15 protein-coding genes and 2 tRNA genes are annotated in these 19,127 nt (G+C 71.1%); 4 read left to right on the top strand and 13 right to left on the bottom strand.

What is annotated here, in order from left to right:
- Window positions 1–154: 154 nt before the first annotated feature.
- Window positions 155–1,735 carry a sensor histidine kinase gene (locus AC5R91_RS24860; RefSeq protein WP_495393709.1) on the bottom strand — a complete coding sequence of 527 codons (1,581 nt, stop codon included), beginning with the start codon at window positions 1,733–1,735 and terminating at the stop codon, window positions 155–157.
- A 201-nt stretch (window positions 1,736–1,936) separates the two neighbouring features.
- On the opposite strand from AC5R91_RS24860, the gene AC5R91_RS24855 reads away from it, so the two are divergent.
- The gene (locus AC5R91_RS24855; protein WP_495393708.1) at window positions 1,937–2,221 is read left to right on the top strand and encodes a hypothetical protein; all 285 of its coding nucleotides are present in this window, start codon (window positions 1,937–1,939) and stop codon (window positions 2,219–2,221) included.
- A 117-nt stretch (window positions 2,222–2,338) separates the two neighbouring features.
- Here AC5R91_RS24855 and AC5R91_RS24850 read toward each other — a convergent pair.
- The 3 genes from AC5R91_RS24850 to AC5R91_RS24840 form a co-directional block, all read right to left on the bottom strand.
- Window positions 2,339–2,411 (bottom strand) — tRNA-Glu (locus AC5R91_RS24850).
- A gap of 94 nt (window positions 2,412–2,505) precedes the next feature.
- Window positions 2,506–2,577 (bottom strand) — tRNA-Gln (locus AC5R91_RS24845).
- A gap of 358 nt (window positions 2,578–2,935) precedes the next feature.
- Window positions 2,936–3,715: a fumarylacetoacetate hydrolase family protein gene (locus tag AC5R91_RS24840; RefSeq protein ID WP_495393707.1), complete on the bottom strand. Its 780-nt coding sequence runs from the start codon at window positions 3,713–3,715 to the stop codon at window positions 2,936–2,938.
- Between the two features lie 245 nt (window positions 3,716–3,960).
- On the opposite strand from AC5R91_RS24840, the gene AC5R91_RS24835 reads away from it, so the two are divergent.
- Window positions 3,961–4,224: a hypothetical protein gene (locus AC5R91_RS24835; RefSeq protein ID WP_101829849.1), complete on the top strand. Its 264-nt coding sequence runs from the start codon at window positions 3,961–3,963 to the stop codon at window positions 4,222–4,224.
- A 181-nt stretch (window positions 4,225–4,405) separates the two neighbouring features.
- Here AC5R91_RS24835 and cimA read toward each other — a convergent pair whose 3' ends face one another.
- The 5 genes from cimA to AC5R91_RS24810 all read right to left on the bottom strand — a co-directional run bounded on the left by cimA (window position 4,406) and on the right by AC5R91_RS24810 (window position 10,280).
- Complete coding sequence (gene cimA / locus AC5R91_RS24830) at window positions 4,406–6,010, bottom strand: citramalate synthase (RefSeq protein WP_495393706.1); 1,605 nt, start codon at window positions 6,008–6,010, stop codon at window positions 4,406–4,408.
- Between the two features lie 457 nt (window positions 6,011–6,467).
- Window positions 6,468–7,145: a Crp/Fnr family transcriptional regulator gene (locus AC5R91_RS24825; protein ID WP_041941001.1), complete on the bottom strand. Its 678-nt coding sequence runs from the start codon at window positions 7,143–7,145 to the stop codon at window positions 6,468–6,470.
- A gap of 109 nt (window positions 7,146–7,254) precedes the next feature.
- Window positions 7,255–7,641, bottom strand: a complete 387-nt coding sequence (locus tag AC5R91_RS24820) for a CBS domain-containing protein (RefSeq protein ID WP_495398054.1) — start codon at window positions 7,639–7,641, stop codon at window positions 7,255–7,257.
- 438 nt (window positions 7,642–8,079) lie between these two features.
- Window positions 8,080–9,006, bottom strand: coding sequence for a branched-chain amino acid transaminase (locus AC5R91_RS24815; RefSeq protein ID WP_495393705.1), 927 nt, complete (start codon window positions 9,004–9,006; stop codon window positions 8,080–8,082).
- Window positions 9,007–9,251: 245 nt separating this feature from the next.
- Window positions 9,252–10,280 carry a 3-isopropylmalate dehydrogenase gene (locus AC5R91_RS24810; RefSeq protein WP_495393704.1) on the bottom strand — a complete coding sequence of 343 codons (1,029 nt, stop codon included), beginning with the start codon at window positions 10,278–10,280 and terminating at the stop codon, window positions 9,252–9,254.
- Between the two features lie 664 nt (window positions 10,281–10,944).
- Between AC5R91_RS24810 and AC5R91_RS24805 the strand changes: the two genes are divergently transcribed.
- Together AC5R91_RS24805 and AC5R91_RS24800 are read left to right on the top strand one after the other, a co-directional pair.
- A complete protein-coding gene (locus AC5R91_RS24805) occupies window positions 10,945–12,306 on the top strand; it encodes an EAL domain-containing protein (protein ID WP_495393703.1) in 1,362 nt (453 codons plus the stop codon).
- On the top strand, window positions 12,303–12,599 hold the full coding sequence (locus AC5R91_RS24800; RefSeq protein WP_082122007.1) for a DUF1059 domain-containing protein: 297 nt from the start codon (window positions 12,303–12,305) through the stop codon (window positions 12,597–12,599). Before AC5R91_RS24805 ends, AC5R91_RS24800 begins: the two co-directional genes overlap by 4 nt.
- 172 nt (window positions 12,600–12,771) lie before the next feature.
- Here AC5R91_RS24800 and leuA read toward each other — a convergent pair whose 3' ends face one another.
- From leuA to ilvC, 4 genes are all read right to left on the bottom strand, one after another.
- On the bottom strand, window positions 12,772–14,529 hold the full coding sequence (gene leuA / locus AC5R91_RS24795; protein WP_495393702.1) for a 2-isopropylmalate synthase: 1,758 nt from the start codon (window positions 14,527–14,529) through the stop codon (window positions 12,772–12,774).
- Window positions 14,530–14,896: 367 nt separating this feature from the next.
- Entirely contained in the window at window positions 14,897–15,721 is an 825-nt protein-coding gene (locus AC5R91_RS24790; protein WP_495393701.1) for a septum formation family protein, read from the bottom strand.
- A 381-nt stretch (window positions 15,722–16,102) separates the two neighbouring features.
- A complete protein-coding gene (serA, locus tag AC5R91_RS24785) occupies window positions 16,103–17,695 on the bottom strand; it encodes a phosphoglycerate dehydrogenase (protein WP_495393700.1) in 1,593 nt (530 codons plus the stop codon).
- Between the two features lie 365 nt (window positions 17,696–18,060).
- Window positions 18,061–19,053 carry a ketol-acid reductoisomerase gene (ilvC, locus tag AC5R91_RS24780; RefSeq protein WP_495393699.1) on the bottom strand — a complete coding sequence of 331 codons (993 nt, stop codon included), beginning with the start codon at window positions 19,051–19,053 and terminating at the stop codon, window positions 18,061–18,063.
- Between the last annotated feature and the right edge of the window lie 74 nt (window positions 19,054–19,127).

The following is a 19,127-nucleotide window of genomic DNA, read 5'->3' as shown; positions in this document are numbered from 1 at the left end:
CGAGGCGAAGCCGGCAGGAGACCGACGCCGGCGGGGCCGGCCGTCAGCGGTCGGCGGGGGGCGATCGCTCGGACACGATGATGCTTGCATGATGCCCGGCGCGATGCGGCGACCGCGCCGTCCACGCGCCACCCGGCGGGCGCCCGGCCGCCGCTCAGCCGAGCTTGTCCATGGGCAGCGACCGGATGTCGTCCCGGGCCAGCGGACCGCCGCCCAGCCGCGGCACGCGAGGCTCCTCGTCGTCCGTCCGGATGCTGCGGGGCAGCGGCATGGGTACCGGCAGCGCCGCCTCCGGCTCCGGCGCGAGGGCCGCGTGGGCGGTGGCCGCCCACAGGTCGACCTCGACGATGATCTCGCCGTTCTCCGACGACATCCGCAGCCGTCCGCCGTGCACCTCGACGAGCCGCCGGACGACGTAGAGGCCCATGCCGGCGCCGTCGGTGGGTCGGGTAGCGGTGCCATCTCGCTGCGTGAACGGTTCGAAGAGCTGGCGGATCGTGCCGGGGTCGAGGTCGGGCCCGGGGTTACGGACGCGGAGAACGACCTCGTCGCCGACCCGACCCGCGATCAGCCGAACGGGCGCGCCCGGCCAGGAGTGCACCAGGGCGTTGTCGACCAGGTTCGCCACCACCTGGATGAGGGCCTGCCGCGCCATCCGCACGGGCAGTTCGGGCGGCAGATCCACCGTGATGCTGCTGGGCGAGCTGGTGTACGACAGGTTGGCGATCACATGCCGGACGACCTCGGGGAGATCGGCGATGGTCGTCTCGTCCGTGCCGGTGGCCGTGGCGGCCGTCAGCATGTTCTCCAGCAGCCGGGAGAGCCGGTCGGAGTAGTTCACCGCGGCGTCGAGCAGATCGTCGAGCTGGGCGTCGGAGAGCCGGCTGCGGCGCCGCTTGATGGTGAGCAAGTTCCCTCGGATTCCGGTCAGCGGCGTGCGGAACTCGTGCGAGACGGTCGCGACGAGGTCGCTGCGGATGCGGTCGGTCTCCTCCAGTCGGGCCATCAGGCTCTGCTGGCCCTCGTAGAGCTGCTGGCGGTAATGCTCCACCCGCCGCCGGGACTGCTCGTTGTAGTGCCAGAAGACCATCTGCGCGCAGGCGAGAGCGAAGATGAAACCCGCGTGCAGACCGGCCAGCAGCCAGGCATTGTCCAGCACCGCCGCGCCGGCGCTGACGATGTTTCCCATCGCCAGGTTCGCGACGAACACGAACGCGATGGCCAGCAGGTAGACCGTCCACTCCTCATACAGCGCGATCAGCGCCACGACCACGAAGAAGTGGAAGTACATCGGGGTGAGGCCGTCGGCGATGTGCACGAGCACGACCGAACAGCACAGTAGGCCGAGGCTCGCGGCAAGGGCACGGACCCGGCGTCGGCCGGGCACGACCGCGGCGGCGAACAGCAGGGCAGGCGGGCTGGCCGCCAGGAACCCGTGCGCGAGGCTCAGGTCCTGCCAGATCGCGTAGCCGACGATGACCGGCAGGTGCATCGCCAGCACCAGGCACATGAGGGTGTGCCGGGCCGTCCAGTCCTCGATCGGCAGCCCGCGGCCCTGCGGGAGCAGTGCGGTGAGACGCCGGGCCATCCCCGGCTGCGATCCTCCGCCCTCTCCCTCCGCCGTCGGCTCCCCGGCCGAACGCAGCCGTCCGGCGCGGCGCGCGGCGCGTCCCGCGTGGGCGCTGCCGTGCCGGCGTCGGGCCCGTTCGGGCGTCGATGGACTGACGGTGGACATCCGAGCAAGTTTCTACCGTTCCAACCCGGGAGCACCATGGTTGTCAAGGGTGGTGTCGCATGGCGACAGTGCCCAGGTTTGACTAGGCCATCCGCACCACTCGGCACCGGGCTCAACGGAGCATGGCGCGAACCTCGGTTGCGCCGCCAGGCTGTGGTCCGCGAGGTGGCCCCAGGACGGCCGCCCATGGAGGAGGACACCGTGCCCCCAGTGGCCCTGACAGCCTCGACCGCGTCCGCGATAGTTCCGCCGACCGCGGGACGCTGCGGCCCGTCGACGGCCGGCGCCACCGACGAGCCCGCCGGGCCCGCCGTCCTGACCCACCCGGCCCGTCCGCAGCTCCGGCTCGTCGCGGCGGCGCAGGGGGGCGTGGGCGGTCCCGAGGCCGAGGTTCACGGCTGGGGCGGTCCCGCCTCCTGCGGCTGCCGGGAGTGCGCGATGGCCCGCCACCCGGCCGCCATGCCGCGCCTCACCGTCGTGCGGTAGGCGGCGCCTGGCACCTGACATGACGATGGCCCCCGGATGGAAATCCGGGGGCCATCGTGAGTTCTGGAGAGTGGGCATATCTCTGAACCCCTACGAAGAAGGAAGATAGACCCGTTGTAGCCCCGACCGGATTCGAACCGGCGCTACCGCCTTGAGAGGGCGGCGTCCTGGGCCGCTAGACGACGGGGCCAAGACTTTTCCTATTTTACGCTGCGGTGCACGTCGTACTGTACACGATGCCGAAGCAGTCCGGCGAAGCGGTGCAACTCCGACCTTTGGTACAGCTGGGGTACCAGGACTCGAACCTAGACTAACGGAGCCAGAATCCGTTGGGCTGCCAATTACCCCATACCCCATGGGGCCCTGTTCGGGCGCTGCCCACTGTACCTCATGGCGCGGGGGTGTCTGCGCTCCGGGGGTCCGATGCACACCCGTCATCCCTCGATGCCGCAGCGATCCTGCACCGCCGGCACACCACCCACCCCCGCAACCACCGGCCAAACCACCCTCTGATCCCGCCGCCCAGCTCGTCCACAGTGCGCCTGCTCGTCGGCGCGGCGCCGGGTGGAAGGCACCGCGCATGCGAAAGCAGACCGCGCGGGCGAGGCAGGTGGAGAATCCGCGCGAGCCCCAGCGGCCCGGGGAGCGGTGTCGGTTGTCCGGCCGGCGGAGGACCGGCGGACACGCCGCCGCCCCGCCCCCAGGCGAGGGAGCTCAGCGGGCTGTCACGGGGTTGGTCAACGTGCCGATGCCCTCCACGGTCACCGCCACGGTCTGGCCCGGTCGCATCGGCCCGACCCCCGCCGGCGTGCCGGTCAGGAGCACGTCGCCGGGCAGCAGGGTCATGGCGGCGGACATGTAGGCGATGAGTGCGGGCACGTCGCGCAGCAGCAGCTTCGTGCGGGAGTTCTGCCGCAGCTCACCGTCGAGGGTGGTGCGGATCGGAAGGTCGGTGGGATCGAGCTCGGTCTCGATCCAGGGACCGATCGGGCAGAACGAGTCGTGCCCCTTGGCCCGCGTCCACTGACCGTCAGTCTGCTGCTGATCCCGAGCCGTCACGTCGTTGGCGCAGGTGTAGCCGAGTACCACGTCGAAGGCCCGCTCCACTGGGACGTCACGGCACAGCCGCCCGATGACGACCGCCAACTCCCCCTCGAAGTCGACCCGGTCGCTGTCCGGCGGGAGCGTGATCGGGTCGCCCGGACCGGCGACGCTCGTCGACGGCTTGAGGAACAGGATCGGGCGCTCCGGCGGGGTGTCACCGCCCATCTCCCGGACGTGGTCGGCATAGTTCTTGCCGACGCAGAGCACCTTGCTGGGCAGGACCGGAGCGAGCAGCCGGACGTCGCCGAGCGGCCGCCGGGCGCCGGTAAAGGAGAAGGGGCCGAAGGGATGCGGGGCGATGACCGAGATCACGGCGTTGCCCTCCTCGATCGACCCCTCGACGACCCCGAATCCGGGCTCCGAACCATCGGTGAACCTCGCGATACGCACGCCCTGACCGTATCCACCCGAGCGTCGGAACTCGGCGGCCGTCGGGCGGGCGCACCGCGCGGCAGCGACCCGTGTGATCGGGTTCGCCAGAACGCCGGGCGTGCCAGAGAATCGGGCCAGATCGAGTGACAGTTCCAGGTACCGGGCGGCACCCGATGCGGTCCAGCGTCCCGCCCGCCCGGTGCTCCGGCGCCGGCAGCGGTGGGCCCGCTTCGCCGTGTCACACCCGGATCGGAAGGAGAATGGTGAGCGAGACCGATACCACCCCCGTCTACGACGTCGGGGCGCCGGAGCCCAAGCCGATCGACGAGGAGCTGAGCGTCAAGCTGGGCCACCTTGCCGAGGACGCGATCCTGCGCGCCAAGCCCAACGGGGACGAGCGGTGCGACAACTGCCTGTACTACCTCGACACCGACAAGGACCTCACCTACTGCTGGCACCCGAAGCTGCGGATTCTCGTCGGCGGTGACTGGTGGTGCCAGTGGTGGGAGGAGATCCCGGAGGACTGACGGGCCGTCAGGCGCGGCTGATCGGTCCGATCGCGCAATGGGCCGCGACACCCCCTGAACGGGCCGCTACGGGCCTGTCAGGGGGTGTCGGTCACCTCAGGGGCCGCCGCCCCGGCCCTGGACATCGCCAGCCGGCCAGACCCAGTCCGCCAGTCAGACGCAGTCCGCCGTCAGCGGCCGGTCAGGTCGCGTTCGGATCAGCGCGCTCGCCCTGCCGCCGCAGCCCGAAGTTCACCGCGTCCTCGAGAGCCGACCAGGAGGCGGCGATGATGTTCTCGTCAACGCCGATGGTGTCCCAACGTGACCGCCCGTCGCTGGTGCCGACCAGAACCCGGGTGACCGCGCCGGTGCCCTGCTTGCCGTCGAGGATGCGGACCTTGTAGTCGACGAGCTCCAGGTCGGCGAGGCCGGGGTAGGCCTTCTCCAGGGCGTCACGCAGGGCGGTGTCGAGCGCGTTGACTGGCCCGTTGCCCTCGGCCGTCGCGACGTGCCGCACCCCGTGCGAGGTGAGCTTGACGGTTGCCTCGCTGACCACCTGGCCGTCGGAGCGCTGTTCGACGATCACCCGCCAGGACTCCAGGGTGTAGAAGCGCTGGCGGCCTGTCACCTCGTCGCGCAGCAGCAACTCGAACGACGCCTCGGCCGCCTCGTAGGCGAACCCGGTGGCCTCGCGCTCCTTGACCAGGTCCACGACCCGGCCCAGGGCTTCACGCTCGTTGGACAGGTCGAGCCCGAGCTCGCGGCCCTTGAGCTCGATGGTCGCACGGCCGGCCAGTTCGGAGACCAGCATCCGCATGTCACTGCCGACCGCTGCCGGGTCGATGTGCTGGTACATGTCCGGGTCGATCTTGACCGCGCTGGCGTGCAGCCCCGCCTTGTGCGCGAACGCGCTTGCGCCGACGTAGGGCCGGTGGGGGTCCGGCACCGAGTTGGTGACCTCGTCGATGGCGTGGGAGACCCGGACGAGTTCCCGCAGCCGCCCCGGTGGCAGCGCCGCGCGGCCGAGCTTGGTCTCCAGGCCGGCGATGACGCTGAGCAGGTTCGCGTTGCCGCACCGCTCGCCGTAGCCGTTCGCCGTGCCCTGCACGTGGGTCACCCCCGCCTCGACGGCGACCAGGGTGTTCGCCACCGCGCAGTCGGCGTCGTCGTGGCAGTGGATGCCCAGCCGGGCTCCGGTCCTGGCGAGAACCTCGGTGACGACGGCGCCGACGCGGGTGGGCAGCATGCCGCCGTTCGTGTCGCAGAGCACGACGACCTCGGCGCCGGCCTCGGCCGCGGCGGAGACGACCTCGAGCGCGTACTCGGGATGCACCCGATAGCCGTCGAAGAAGTGCTCGGCGTCGAGGAAGACCCGCTTGCCCTCGGCCCGCAGGTGGGCGACGGTGTCTCGGATCATCGCCAGGTTCTCGGCGGGGCTGGTGCGCAGCGCGCGCTCGACGTGCCGCAGATCCGACTTCGCAACCAGGCAGACCACCGGCGTGCCGGCCTCCCGCAGGGCTGCCACCTGGGGATCGTCCGCCGCCACGCGGCCGGCGCGCCGGGTCGCCCCGAACGCGGTCAGCACCGCGGTCGACAGCGTCAGCTCGGTGCGGGCCCGAGCGAAGAACTCCGCGTCCTTCGGATTGGATCCCGGCCAGCCGCCCTCGATGAAGCCGACACCGAGGTCATCGAGGTGGCGGGCCACCGAGAGCTTGTCACCGACCGAGAGCGACAACCCCTCCTGCTGGGTACCGTCGCGCAGGGTGGTGTCGTAGATGTGCAGGGAATCGGGATCGTATGGCCGCACGGGGGTGCCTCTCCGGTGGATCGGGGGCCGTGGAACCGCGTCCGGCACGGCCGTCCCGCGTCCCACCGAGTCACGCACGGACCGTGCTCCGGCACCGACGTCCGGCAGGGTTCGGGGACCATGGGACCGCCACGCGCCCGGTCCCATGGGTCAGCGACCGGAGCGCGCGACGGAGACGGGTTCGCCGCCGGGTGACAAGCCTACGATGTAACAGACTCGACATGTGACAAGTGTGGCGCGCGCCACAGTCGGTCCAGTTCGACCGCTCGCCGCGATCGCCGAAGGCGATTCCCGGAGACCACCCACGGCCACAACCACCAGCAGGGGTCCCCGCAGATTCGCCAAGCCCCGACCCCATCCCCACGGGGATCGCCGAAGGCGATTCCCGGAGACCACCCACGGCCACAACCACCAGCAGGGGTCCCCGCAGATTCGCGCAGCGAATCTGCGGGGCTGCTCAGTCTCCGGCGAAGCGGCGCAGGCGGTCGACCTGAAGGATCGTGATCGTCTGCCCTTCCGACAGGATCCAGGTGCGCCGTTCGAATTCGCGCAACGCCTGATTGACGGACTGCCGGGAACCGCCGAGCAGCGAGGCGATCTCCGTCTGGGTGAGGCCGAGTTCGATCACCGGCCGGCCCGCTTCTCGCATCCGCAGCAGCAGCAGTTTCGCCACCCGGCGCGGCAGGTCGAGGAAGACGAGGTCGGCGTTGGCTCCGGTGAGCCGCCGGACGTGGGCGACCAACGCCCGGATGAGCTGCTCGGCGACGGCCGGGCGTTCCCGGACGAGCTCCCACACGGCGGCCCGGTCGAGGACCAACGCAGTGCTGGGTTCCAGGGCCTCGACGCTGGCGGATCTCGTCCCCGCTTCGACGATGTTGAGCTCGCCCAGCGTCTCCCGGGGGCCGGCGATGTTCAGCACGTGATCGCGCCCGTCGTCGGCTTTGGTGAGCACCTTGAGCCGCCCCGTGGCGACCACGAGAAGGGTGTCTCCCGGCTCACCTTCGGTGAAGACGACCTGCCCACGGCGGAATCGCCGCGTGACCGCCCGCGAGGCGAGCCGCAGCAGGTCTTCTTCGTCCAGCTCCTTCAGCAGCGTGGTCGCTCGTAGCAGGGCGACCGCCTCATTGTCGTGCATGCGGTGACCGTAGCGCCGTTGCTCCGCCTGATGTTCCCCAACCACCGGGGTATGCCCATCCGGAGTGGACGGCGCATCGGGAACATCCTTGGCGTACGTCACGCAGGCATCATACCGTTATATTTTGGTCACTCCAGCACCGCACCACGTCGCGCATGGAGAGAATTCCGGCCACTCCACCACCCGACGTGACGATGAGATGACGAAATCCTCCGCGCAGCATCGCGGCTGCCGCGTCGTCGAGCGACCAGCCTGGATCCGCGAAGACGACATCGCGGGTGAGGTGATCGCCGGCGATCTCGACATCCGGATCCTGTTCCGCCGCGATCGAGCGGAGAATGTCCCGCTCGGTGAGAATTCCGTAGCCCTGACTGTCCGCATCGTGGACGACCGCCGCCCCCACCTTGCGAGCGGCCATCAGCCGCGCCGCCTGGCGGAGCGTGTGGCCCGGGCCGATCATGAGAACAAGGGAGCTCATCCCCTCCGAAACGCGCACGACGCCCTCCGAACCCCGCTGTACCGTCCGAAACCCCGGCACTACCCTCCGACACCCGGCAGCACCCTCGGGTATCGGCAGCACTCCGATACCGATAGAGCCGTCCGCAGCGGTAATGCCGTCCGCAAGCTCCGCGATGCCCACCCGGCGCTTGTGCATTCGTGAAGCCTGCTACTCGCGACGGTAGGCGCCGCAGAGCCGATTGGCCAGGGCGAAACGGGAATTGACGTGGCCGCATTGTGACCTCGACCACGTCACAAAAGCGAAGAATGCGGCTGAAACGGAGTCGGTCGGCGATGGCACCGCCGACCCGCCAAGGAGACACGGGAAGGACCGAGCCCACCCGATGCCTGGGCAGCCCGCGCACGTGGTATCCGCCGAGGCATGCCGCGGCCGCGCGGATCGGTGTGCCTCGGCGGGTCGACGAATCGCGGCTGCCTAGTTCCGGACCAGCTCGTTCCAGGATCGGTAGCGGTCCAGCTCACCTCGCGTGGCCCGGTGGAAGATCTCCAGCAGCTCTCGGGTCACCGGACCCGGCTTACCCGCCCCGACCTGCCGGTCGTCGACCGAGACGATCGGCACGATCTCGGCCGCCGTCCCGGTGAAGAAGGCCTCGTCGGCCAGGTAGAGGTCGGTGCGCACGACGTGCTGCTCGATCACCTCGTAACCCTGGTCGGCGGCGATCTGCATGATCGAGGCGCGGGTGATGCCGCCCAACGGCCCGTCGGTCAGCAGCGGAGTGATGACCTGACGGCCGGAGACGATGAAGACGTTCTCCCCGGTGCCATCCGCTATATGGCCGTTCGGGCTGGTCAGGATGGCCTCGTCGTAACCCGCCTTCACCGCCGCGACCTTCGCCAGCGACGAGTTCAGGTACTGCCCGGACGCCTTCGCCGCCGGCGGGGTGATGTTGGGGTCGTTCCGCTTCCAGGAGGAGATCTGTGCTCGCACGCCGTTCGCCTCGGCCTCCTCGCCGAGGTAGGCACCCCACGGCCAGACCGCGATCATCACCTCGACCGGTGAGGGCAGCGGGTTGAGACCCATCTCCCCGTAGCCGAGGTAGACCAGGGGCCGGATGTAGCAGGAGGAGATGTCGTTGACCGCGATGGTCTCCTTGGTGGCCGCCACCACCTGCTCCTGGGTGAAGGAGGGCTCCATCACGTAGATCTTCGCGCTGCGGTAGAGACGGGCGATGTGGTCCGACAGCCGGAAGACGGCGGGGCCGTCCGCCGTCTCGTAACAGCGGATGCCCTCGAACACGCCCCAGCCGTAGTGCAGGGTCGGGTTGAGCACGTGGATGCGGGCGTCGTCCCAATCGACGAGCTTGCCACTCATCCAGATCTTCGAGGTGGGGGTGATGGGCACAGCGGACTCCAGGCCAGGATCGACGAAGCGAACAGGGATGACGAATTCGCCGATCATCGCCGTGGTGGGCCCCGTCGGCTGCCGTCTACCGGATCTACGGCTCCCGCTTCGAGGATAACCACCTCGCCGCGCGGCGGGGAACGCCGCGAGAACGGCAGACGACCGGCGGCGACGGCCGGCGCGGTCCCGGCGGGCGAAGCGCCGGGGTGGGACGGAACAGCGAGGGCCGCGCCGGCCGAGTGGAGCTAGCCGACCGCGCGCGCGGCGAGGTCCTCGCCGCGCTCTCGGGTCGACAGGGCCGCGGCGCCCGTGCCCGCCCGGCTCGCGAGCGAGGCTGCGACCGCGGCCTCGACCCTCGCCGCCTCCTCGGCGTGTCCCAGGTGGTCGAGCAGCATCGCGACCGAGGCGACCGTCGCCGTCGGGTCGGCGAGCTGCTTGCCGGCGATGTCGGGCGCGCTGCCGTGGACCGGCTCGAACATGCTCGGGTGGGCGCCGGACGGGTCGAGATTGCCGCTGGCGGCCAGCCCGATGCCGCCGGTGATCGCCGCGCCGATGTCGGTGATGATGTCGCCGAACATGTTGTCGGTGACGACGACGTCGAACCGGCCCGGATCGGTCACGAAGAACATCGAGGCCGCGTCCACGTGCTGGTAGTCGACCCGCACGTCGGGAAACTCGGGCGCCACCTCGGCGACCGTGCGCGACCACAGGTCGCCGGCCTTGGTCAGCACGTTGTTCTTGTGCACGAGGGTGAGATGGCGCCGCTCGCGGCGGGCGGCGCGGCGGAAGGCGTCCCGCACGACCCGCTCGACGCCGTAGCGGGTGTTGAGGCTCTCCTCGGTGGCAACCTCGTGCGGCGTTCCCCGCCGCAGCACCCCGCCGGCACCCGCGTACGGGCCCTCGGTGCCCTCGCGCACCACGATCATGTCGATCGTCGGCTCTCCGGCCAACGGCGAGGCTACCCCGGGATACAGCCGCACCGGCCGCAGGTTGACATGGTGGTCGAGCTCGAAGCGCAGACGCAGAAGCAGGCCCCGCTCGAGCACGCCGCTCGGCACTCCCGGGTCGCCGACCGCGCCGAGCAGGATCGCGTCGTGACCGCGCAGTTCGTCGAGCACCGAGTCGGGCAGCGTCTCCCCGGTCTGATGCCAACGCCGGGCGCCCAGGTCGTACTCGGTCGTGTCGACCTTGGGGTGCACGGCCCGCAGTACCCGCAGCCCCTCCGCCACCACCTCGGGGCCGATCCCGTCACCGCCGATCACCGCAAGCCTCATGTGCCCGACTGTAGCCGGAACCGGCGGATCGGAGCGGCTCGACTCGATCCGGCGCCGGGGCTCCGAGGGGACCACCGAACCACGGCGGCGAACCTCCCGGCCCGCGGCAGCGGGGGTGGCACGGCGAGGGCGTCCTCGGACGGCAGCGGGGGTGGCACGGCGAGGGCGTCCTCGGACGGCCCCGGATGTGGAGACACGGCGACGGACGGACACCGTGGGATGAGCCGCCACGCCCGCCGCTACCACAGGGCATCACCGGGCGACCGGCGAGACCACCACACCGCGGCCTAACGATTACCAGCGGTGACCGCTACCCCATCGGGCCACGCGAGGTATCACGTTCGTTGTTCCCGAATTGATGTGCGCCCGCCGGAGCACCAACTCCGACCGCGCGGCACCGACACCTCAGAAAGTGAGGTGCATTGTCATGCTCGACAACAGATCGGTGACGATCGACAGCCCAGCCGTATAGAACACGCCGCCCCCGCCGGGCGGACGCAAGAAAGACGACAACCAGCAATCCGACCGCCACCCGCCGGTCACACAAAAGACCGCAGGCTTCACAACTCCGGACGGTACTCGCGACCAGCATCGAGGCCAGATGGTAAGAAACTCACTTACAGGACAGGTGCGACGTGCTTCGAGGCGAGGGGGTGCACGGCGCATGATTACTCGACAGCGGACTCCCGCGGGATCTCCACCCCGCGGCCGCTGCGATGTCGGCGACTCCGCAGAGACGTCCGGCGAGGTGGCCGACGCCCGGCGCGCCGTCGCGTCCGCGGGAGCCGAGACGTCTGGCTCGGCGAGTCCGCCGGGACTCGCCGACGGGGAGCAGGACGCCTACGAGGCCGACCATCCTGACCTGGCCCGGATTCTCGCCGATCCCGCCGAACCTGCGCTGTACTTCCAGCCGATCGTAGATCTGCAGCGTGGGGTTATCGCCGGATATGAGGCGCTCGCCCGCTTCCACAGCCATCCGACGCACTCCCCCGACCGCATTTTCGCCGCGGCGGACCGGCTCGGGCGCGCGGCCGAACTCGAGGCTCGGGTTCTCGCTGCCGCGCTCGCGGCCCGCGATCGGCTTCCCGACCGCTGTTTCCTGGCCGTCAACGTTCTGCCGCACCTGCTGGACGAGCCCGAAGTCGCCGAGGTCTGGCGGGAGGCGGACCTGCGCCGGCTCGTGCTGGAACTCAACGAGGCGGTCGACCTCGACGCCACGACCGGACTGACCGCCACCGCGAGCGCCCTGCGCAACCGCGGTGCCTTCGTCGCCATGGACGATGTCGGCTCCGGCTACGCCGGGCTACGCCAACTCGCCCGGATCCGTCCCGACTTCGTCAAGCTGGACCGCTCGCTGGTGGTCAACGTCGACGACGACCAGGTCAAGATCGCTCTGACCGAGCTGGTCGGCAACTTCGCCAGCCGGCTGAACGGCTGGGTGATCGCGGAGGGCATCGAACGGGTCGACGAGCTGGCCATGCTGGTCGCGCTCGGGGTTCCCCTCGGGCAGGGATTTCTGCTCGGGCGCCCGTCCGAGGGCTGGCAGCAGCTCGATCCGGGAGTGGCCCGGCGCATCCGGCAGCTCTCCGAGCGCAGCAACCGCGCGGCGAGCATCGAGAGCCTCATGGAACAGGTCACCGTCCGCGTGGGTGACTCGGGCTCGTGCGCCATGTCGCCGGACTGCCCGAGCTGCCCCATGCGGGCGGCCGCGAACCGCGGTGATCCGACCACTGCCGGCCCCGACGACGAGCAGGCTCCCAGAGCGACGATCATCGTGTCCAACCGATGCCGGCCGGTCGCACTGCACCTGTCCAGCGGACCCGGCGGCGGCACCGAACCCCGCCGGGTGCCCACCACCCTGTTCGCCCGCCCGGAGGAGCCGGTGACGGAGGTGGCGCGCCGCGCCATGACCCGCGCCAGGGCCAGCCGGTTCGACCCGGTGATAATCGTGACCGAGATGGGTCGACCCCTCGGTCTGGTACGGATGGAGCGTCTGATGCTGCGTCTCGCGGAAATGTCCACATGAGACGGAACCGATATTGGACCGCCCAGGCGCTGATGTCACCGAGCCCGGCGGCCGGGGGTCATTCCCTGCCCGCGGAGATCACCGTTCGGCGGCCGGCCATGAAGGAATTCTACTGTGGCGCGATCATTCACGGGTGCGAGACGCGCATCGTCGCGTCCGCCGAGGAGGATCTGCTCCGTGCCGTGGACACCCACGCCCGCGTGGATCACGGCATGACCGACGTTCCGGAGGCGATGCTGGATCAGGTCCGCCGCAGCGTCCGGGACGTGGAACCGGCGGATCTCCGCGACTGATCGCCGCCGTGGCAACCCGCCGGCGCGCCCGGACCCGCACCAGGAGACCGGGCCGCGACGAGGGCTGATCCCCCGCGAGCCGACCCGGCAGAGCGGCCGGAGCGGCCTGCCGCCTGCGGCGCCGCGAGGCGCCGCCGCAGGCCGCGGACATGCCTGCCGCCGCGCGCCAGGCTCAGGCCACCGGGGCGGCGGCGGGCTGACCGCCGTCCCTCGGCGCCGCGACGACCGGCGCCGCCGCCCGGTCACGGGAGGCGCGGTTGACGGCGCTCACGACGGCCCGCAACGACGCGGTGACGATGTTGGGATCGATGCCGACCCCCCAGTACACCCGGTCGTCGACGGAGACCTCGAGGTAGGCCGCCGCCCGAGCGTCGGCGCCCGAACCCAGCGCGTGCTCGTTGTAGTCGAGGATGCGCACGCTCAGGCCGCGGGTCGCCAGGGCGGCCACGAAGGCGTCGATGGGGCCGTTGCCGATCCCGGTGATCACCGAGTCCGCACCGTCGAACCGCACCGAGACCGAGACCTCGTCGCGCTCCCCCGAGGCGGCGTTCGTCCGCGACCCCAGCAGCTCCAGCGGGCCCGCCGTCTCGGCGCCGTCGAGGAAGTACTCGCTGCGGAAGATCCGCCACAGCTCCGCGGCGGTGACCTCGCCGCCCTCGGCGTCGGTGTGGCGCTGCACGACTCCGGAGAACTCGATCTGCAGCCGTCGCGGCAGTTCCAGCGAGTGCTCCGACTTCAGCAGGTAGGCGACGCCGCCCTTGCCGGACTGGCTGTTCACCCGAATGACGGCCTCGTAGGTGCGGCCCACGTCCTTGGGGTCGATCGGCAGGTAGGGCACCTCCCACCGGGTCTGGCCGGTCCGTTCCATCGCCTCCAGGCCCTTCTTGATCGCGTCCTGGTGCGAGCCGGAGAAGGCGGTGTAGACGAGGTCGCCACCGTAGGGGTGGCGGGGGTGCACGGGTAGCTGGTTGCAGTATTCGACCGCCCGACGGACTCCGTCGATGTCCGAGAAATCGATCATCGGATCGATTCCCTGCGAGAACAGGTTCAGACCGAGGGTGACCAGGCAGACGTTGCCGGTGCGCTCGCCGTTGCCGAACAGGCAGCCCTCGACCCGGTCCGCGCCGGCCAGCACGCCGAGCTCCGCCGCGGCGACCGCGCAGCCCCGGTCGTTGTGCGGGTGCAGCGACAGGATCACGGCGTCGCGCCGGGTCAGGTTCCGCCCGACCCACTCGATCTGGTCGGCGTAGACGTTCGGCGTCGACATCTCGACCGTCGCCGGCAGGTTCAGCACGACCGGTCGCTGCGGCGTCGGCGACCACACGTCCATGACCGCTTCGCACACCTCGACGGCATAGTCCAGCTCGGTACCGGTGAACGACTCCGGGCTGTACTGCCAGCGCACGTCGGTGCCCTCGAGCAGCTTCTCGGCGTACTGGACGCACCAGCGCGCGCCCTGTACGGCGATCTCGGTGACGCCGGCCCGGTCCAGGCCGAACACGACCCGCCGCTGCAGCGTCGACGTCGAGTTGTACAGGTGGATCAGCGCCCGGTCGGCGCCCACCAGCGACGCGGCCGTCCGTTCGATCAACTCCTCGCGCGCCTGGGTCAGCACCTGGATGACGACGTCATCCGGGATGCGGTCTTCCTCTATGAGCTGGCGGATGAAGTCGAAGTCGGTCTGGCTCGCGGCGGGAAACCCGACCTCGATCTCCTTGTAGCCCATCGCGACCAGCAGCTCGAACATCTGCAACTTGCGCGCGGGGGTCATCGGGTCGATCAGTGCCTGGTTGCCGTCGCGCAGGTCGACACTGCACCACTGCGGGGCGCGGACGATCGACTTCTCGGGCCAGGTCCGGTCCGGCAGCGGGACCGGGGTGAACGCCTGGTACTTCTCGATCGGCATGCCGGACGGCTGCTGCGTGGTCATCGTGCTCCTGCTTCCTCGGAAGAGCCCCACGTCGACCGGATCTCACGATCGCACAGGGGACTTGGGGGCCGGCAGATCCCTCCGCGCGTCGGACGGGGCGGCCGCCCGGGCTGGGCGTGACCGCCGGGCCACCATGACCGCGGGGATCCCGACGCTGGCGCACGAGAACACCGCGACGGGGAAGCCAGCTGGATCAGGCCCCGCCGCGGCGGCTAAGGAGGAGCAGCGCACGCATCGCGGATAAACAGTACCCGATGTCGGCCCCGATCGGTCGGTGGTGGGCCGCCACGGCCCGGTCGCGCCTCGCCTCGCCTCGGCCGCCCGCGCCTCGCCTCGGCCGCCCGCCTCGAGTCCGCTGCCCGCGCCCTCAGGCGCCGATCGAGCCGATGACCCGGAACGGGCCGGTGCGGGCCCGCAGGTCGTCGGTGCGCACCGTACAGGCGACCGAGCGCGCGCCGTCCTGCCAGCTCGGCTCGGACGGGTAGATCGTGCCGACGATGTAGTGCGGGGTGGCGTCGATGGCCCCGGCGAAGTCGCGCAGCGCCCCGGCGCAGCGCGCGTCCGCCACCTGGGCCACCGTCGACGCGCCGGGCCAGCGGCCGAACAGCGGCGCGAGGTTCACCAGCCGGGTGACCTCGTCGATGTGCGGCCGGTCGCAGCTCACCCGGACCGCGACCACCGGCACCATCGGCACGGGTGCGCCTGCCGGGTAGGGCGTCCAGTTCAGACAGTCGCCGCGGTGCAGGGCGGCCAGCAGTGCCGGGGCGACCGCATAGCCGGCGGGAGGGCCGGTCAGGGAGCCGGTGACCGCGGGCCTCGCACTCGTGGCGCTCGCCGCGCCGCCCTGCGACGCGCTCGGTGCGGCCAGGCGGGTGGCGGTGCCCGGCCCGCCCCGGGTAGCCGTCTGCCGCAGGGCCACCACCGTAATGGTGATCATCCCGACGACGATGGCGATGAAGGTGACCATCTGAGCGATCTGCCGGGGGCGTCCCGGCGGCTTCGGCGGCGCCACGAGCCGGTGAAAGAACCCGGGCAGCCCGCGGGGAGCGGGAACGACCTGGCAACGACCGGATGCGGTCCGGCCGTGCTGCCGGCTGCGTTCGGCCGCGGACGGCTCGAGAAAACGGGCTCCGCGGACGAATCGCTCATCCAGGCGAAGCCCCTCGAACGGGTCCTGATGCCGCGACGCCATGCTAGCCACGGTAAACCCGACACCCAGCCAAAGCCGCATGTTCGGCGTAAAGATCACTCCGGGCACTTCCGGGCGGGAACGGGGCGGCCGGCACCGCCGCGCCGGCCTGGCGGGCAGCCCCGACCGGCCGCCGCCGACGACCCACCTGCGGCGTCGCGGCACCCCGACGGCAGCCGACCGCCGCGCCATCGCCGTACCGTGGGCCGGCCCGCCCGCCCGTCGCCGCGGCGCGCCCCCACCGGGGTGCCACCGCCGCGGTCCGACCCCCGGCACCGACCGGCCACCCGATCCCAGGGGTCGGGCCCGAACTGCCGGCCACCCGGTCCGGCGCTGCTCGGCCTACATCCCTACTCGGCCTGGACCGCTACTCGGCCTGGACCGCTACTCGGCCTGGATGCTGACCGCGCGCGCGTAGGAAGCACCGATGATCTTCGCGATGTCGGCCAGGATGTCGGCGGCGACCGCGTCGTCCAGCGACAGCGACATCAGCGCCTCCCCACCCGCCTGGACCCGGCTCACCTGGGCACTGGCGATGTTGATGTTCGCCTCGCCGAGCAGCGCGCCGACCGCGCCGACGATTCCGGGCCGGTCCTCGTAGCGGAAGAACGCCAGGTGCGCCTCGGGTCGGATGTCGACCTCGAAGCCGTCGATCGCGGTGATCTTCTCGACCTGCCGGGAGCCGACGAGGGTCCCGCTGACCGACACCGGGGTGCCGTCGGCGAGCACACCGCGCACGGTCACCAGGTTGCGGTAGTCCCTGGAGCCCTCCTCCGAGGTCTCCAGGGCGACCTCGACGCCACGCTCCTTCGCCAGCAGCGGGGCGTTGACGTAGGTGACCTGCTCCTCGATGACGTCGGTGAAGACGCCCTTGAGCACGGCGAGCTGGAGCACCGAGACGTCGTGGACCGCGATCTCCCCCCGGACCTCGACGGTGATGGCGGCGGCGAGCCCGCCGGCGAGCCCGGAGAAGAGCTGCCCCAGCTTCTCGGCGAGCGGCAGGCCCGGCCGGACGTCCTCGGCGACGACCCCACCGGCCTGCACGTTGACCGCGTCCGGCACGAACTCGCCCTGCAACGCCAGGCGTACCGAGCGGGCGACGGCGAGCCCGGCCTTGTCCTGGGCCTCCTGGGTGGAGGCGCCGAGGTGCGGGGTGACCACCACGTTGTCGAGACCGAACAGCGGCGACGCGGTCGTCGGCTCGGTGACGAAGACGTCGATGCCGGCGCCGCCGACCTGACCTGAGCTGATCGCCTCGGCGAGCGCCGCCTCGTCGACAAGACCGCCGCGGGCTGCGTTGACGATGATGACGCCGGGCTTGGTCCCGGCCAGCTCCTCGGCGCCGATCAGGCCGAGCGTCTCCGGGGTCTTGGGCAGGTGAATCGTGATCACGTCGCTGCGCCGCAGCAGTTCGTCGAGGTCGACGAGGGTCACGCCGAGCTGGGAGGCGCGGGCCACCGACACGTAGGGGTCGTAGGCGATGACCTTCATGCCGAAGCCGGCCAGCCGCTGCGCCACGAGGACCCCGATGCGGCCGAGGCCGACGACGCCGAGCGTCTTCTCGACCAGCTCGACACCGGTGAACTTCGACCGCTTCCACTCCCCGCCGCTCAGCGACTGGTTGGCCGCCGGGACCCGGCGGGCGACGGCGAGCAGCAACGCGATCGCGTGCTCGGCGGCGCTGACGATGTTCGACGTGGGCGCGTTGACGACCATGACGCCGCGCTGGGTGGCGGCGGCGACGTCGACGTTGTCCAGGCCGATGCCGGCCCGGGCGACGACCTTGAGCCGGCTCGCCGCCGCGAGCGCCTCCGCGTCGATCTTGGTGGCGGAACGGACGATCACGGCGTCGACGTCGGCGATCGCGGGCAGGAGGGCCGACCGGTCGGCGCCGTCGACGTGACGAAGCTCGAAGTCCCCGGACAGCACCTCCAGCCCGGCCGGCGACAGCTCCTCGGCAACGAGTACGACGGGCACTGGACCTCTCCTAGCAACCTCTGGTCAGGCCGGAGGCGACGCGCGGAACGAGGTGTGATCACGTGGCCGTCGGCCTGGCGGTGGTGAGCGTGCTGACTGCGCGCCGGGTGGCGCGGCGGGCCCAGCCTACCGACGCGGACTGCGCCCGCCGAACGCTTTGCGCACCGGTCCCGCCGGAAATGCACGATCCCGGCGATGTGGTCCGGCTGTCCTCGCCGTTCGGCGGCCGGGCGCCGCCACCATCCGGCGGCGGAGCCCGGCACCGGCGTCCGCCGGCGGCTGACCGCCCTGCCGCTCGGCGATCCCGGTCCTACTGGCGATCCGCGCGTTACGCGGCGAGCCCTGCTTAAGCGGCGAGCCCTGCGTTACTTGGCGATCCAGGACATCAGCGGCCGCAGCTTGGCGCCGACCTGCTCGATCGGGTGCTGCTTGCCCTCCTCCACGAGCTTGGTGAAGTTCGGCCGGCCGTTGTCGTCCTCGGCGACCCACTCACGCGCGAACGTGCCGTCCTGGATCTCGTCGAGGATCTTGCGCATCTCGGCCTTGACGGCCGGGGTGACCACCCGCGGGCCGCGGGTGACGTCGCCGTACTCGGCCGTGTCGGAGATCGAGTAGCGCATCTGCGAGATGCCGCCCTCGTACATCAGGTCGACGATGAGCTTGAGCTCGTGCAGGCACTCGAAGTAGGCGACCTCGGGGGTGTAACCCGCCTCGACCAGCGTCTCGAAGCCGGCCTGGACCAGCGCGCTCGCGCCACCGCAGAGCACCGCCTGCTCGCCGAACAGGTCGGTCTCGGTCTCCTCGGTGAAGGTGGTGCGCAGCGCCCCGGCGCGGGTGCCGCCGATGCCCTTGGCGTAGGCCAGCGCGACGGCCAGCGCGTTGCCGGAGGCGTCGTTCTCGACGGCGACGAGGACGGGCACGCCCTTGCCCTCCTCGAACACCCGGCGCACCAGGTGACCGGGGCCCTTCGGCGCCACCATGAACACGTCGACGCCTGCCGGCGGCTCGATGAGCCCGTAGCGGATGTTGAACCCGTGCCCGAACGCCAGCGCCTTGCCCTCGCTCAGATGCGGGGCGATGGAGTCGGCGTAGATCTTGCGGTGGGTGGTGTCCGGAGTGAGCAGCATGATGATGTCGGCCTCGGCGGACGCCTCCGCCGGGGTGAGCACGCGCAGGCCCTCCTCGGCGGCCTTCGCCCGGCTGCGACTGTCCGCGGGCAGGCCGACCCGCACGTCGACGCCGCTGTCGCGCAGGTTCAGCGCGTGCGCGTGGCCCTGGCTGCCGTAACCGATGACGGCGACCTTGCGGCCGGCCAGGACGTCGAGCGAGGCGTCGTCGTCGTAGTAGATCTCGACCATCGTGGGGGTGTCTCCTCGTTGAGTGAAGGGAAGTGCGGGCGCGGCCTGACCGGGATCGCCGCGGGACGCCCCGG

It is taken from the genome of Frankia sp. BMG5.60 (assembly GCF_059428125.1).
This window is presented reverse-complemented; position numbering and strand designations above follow the sequence as displayed.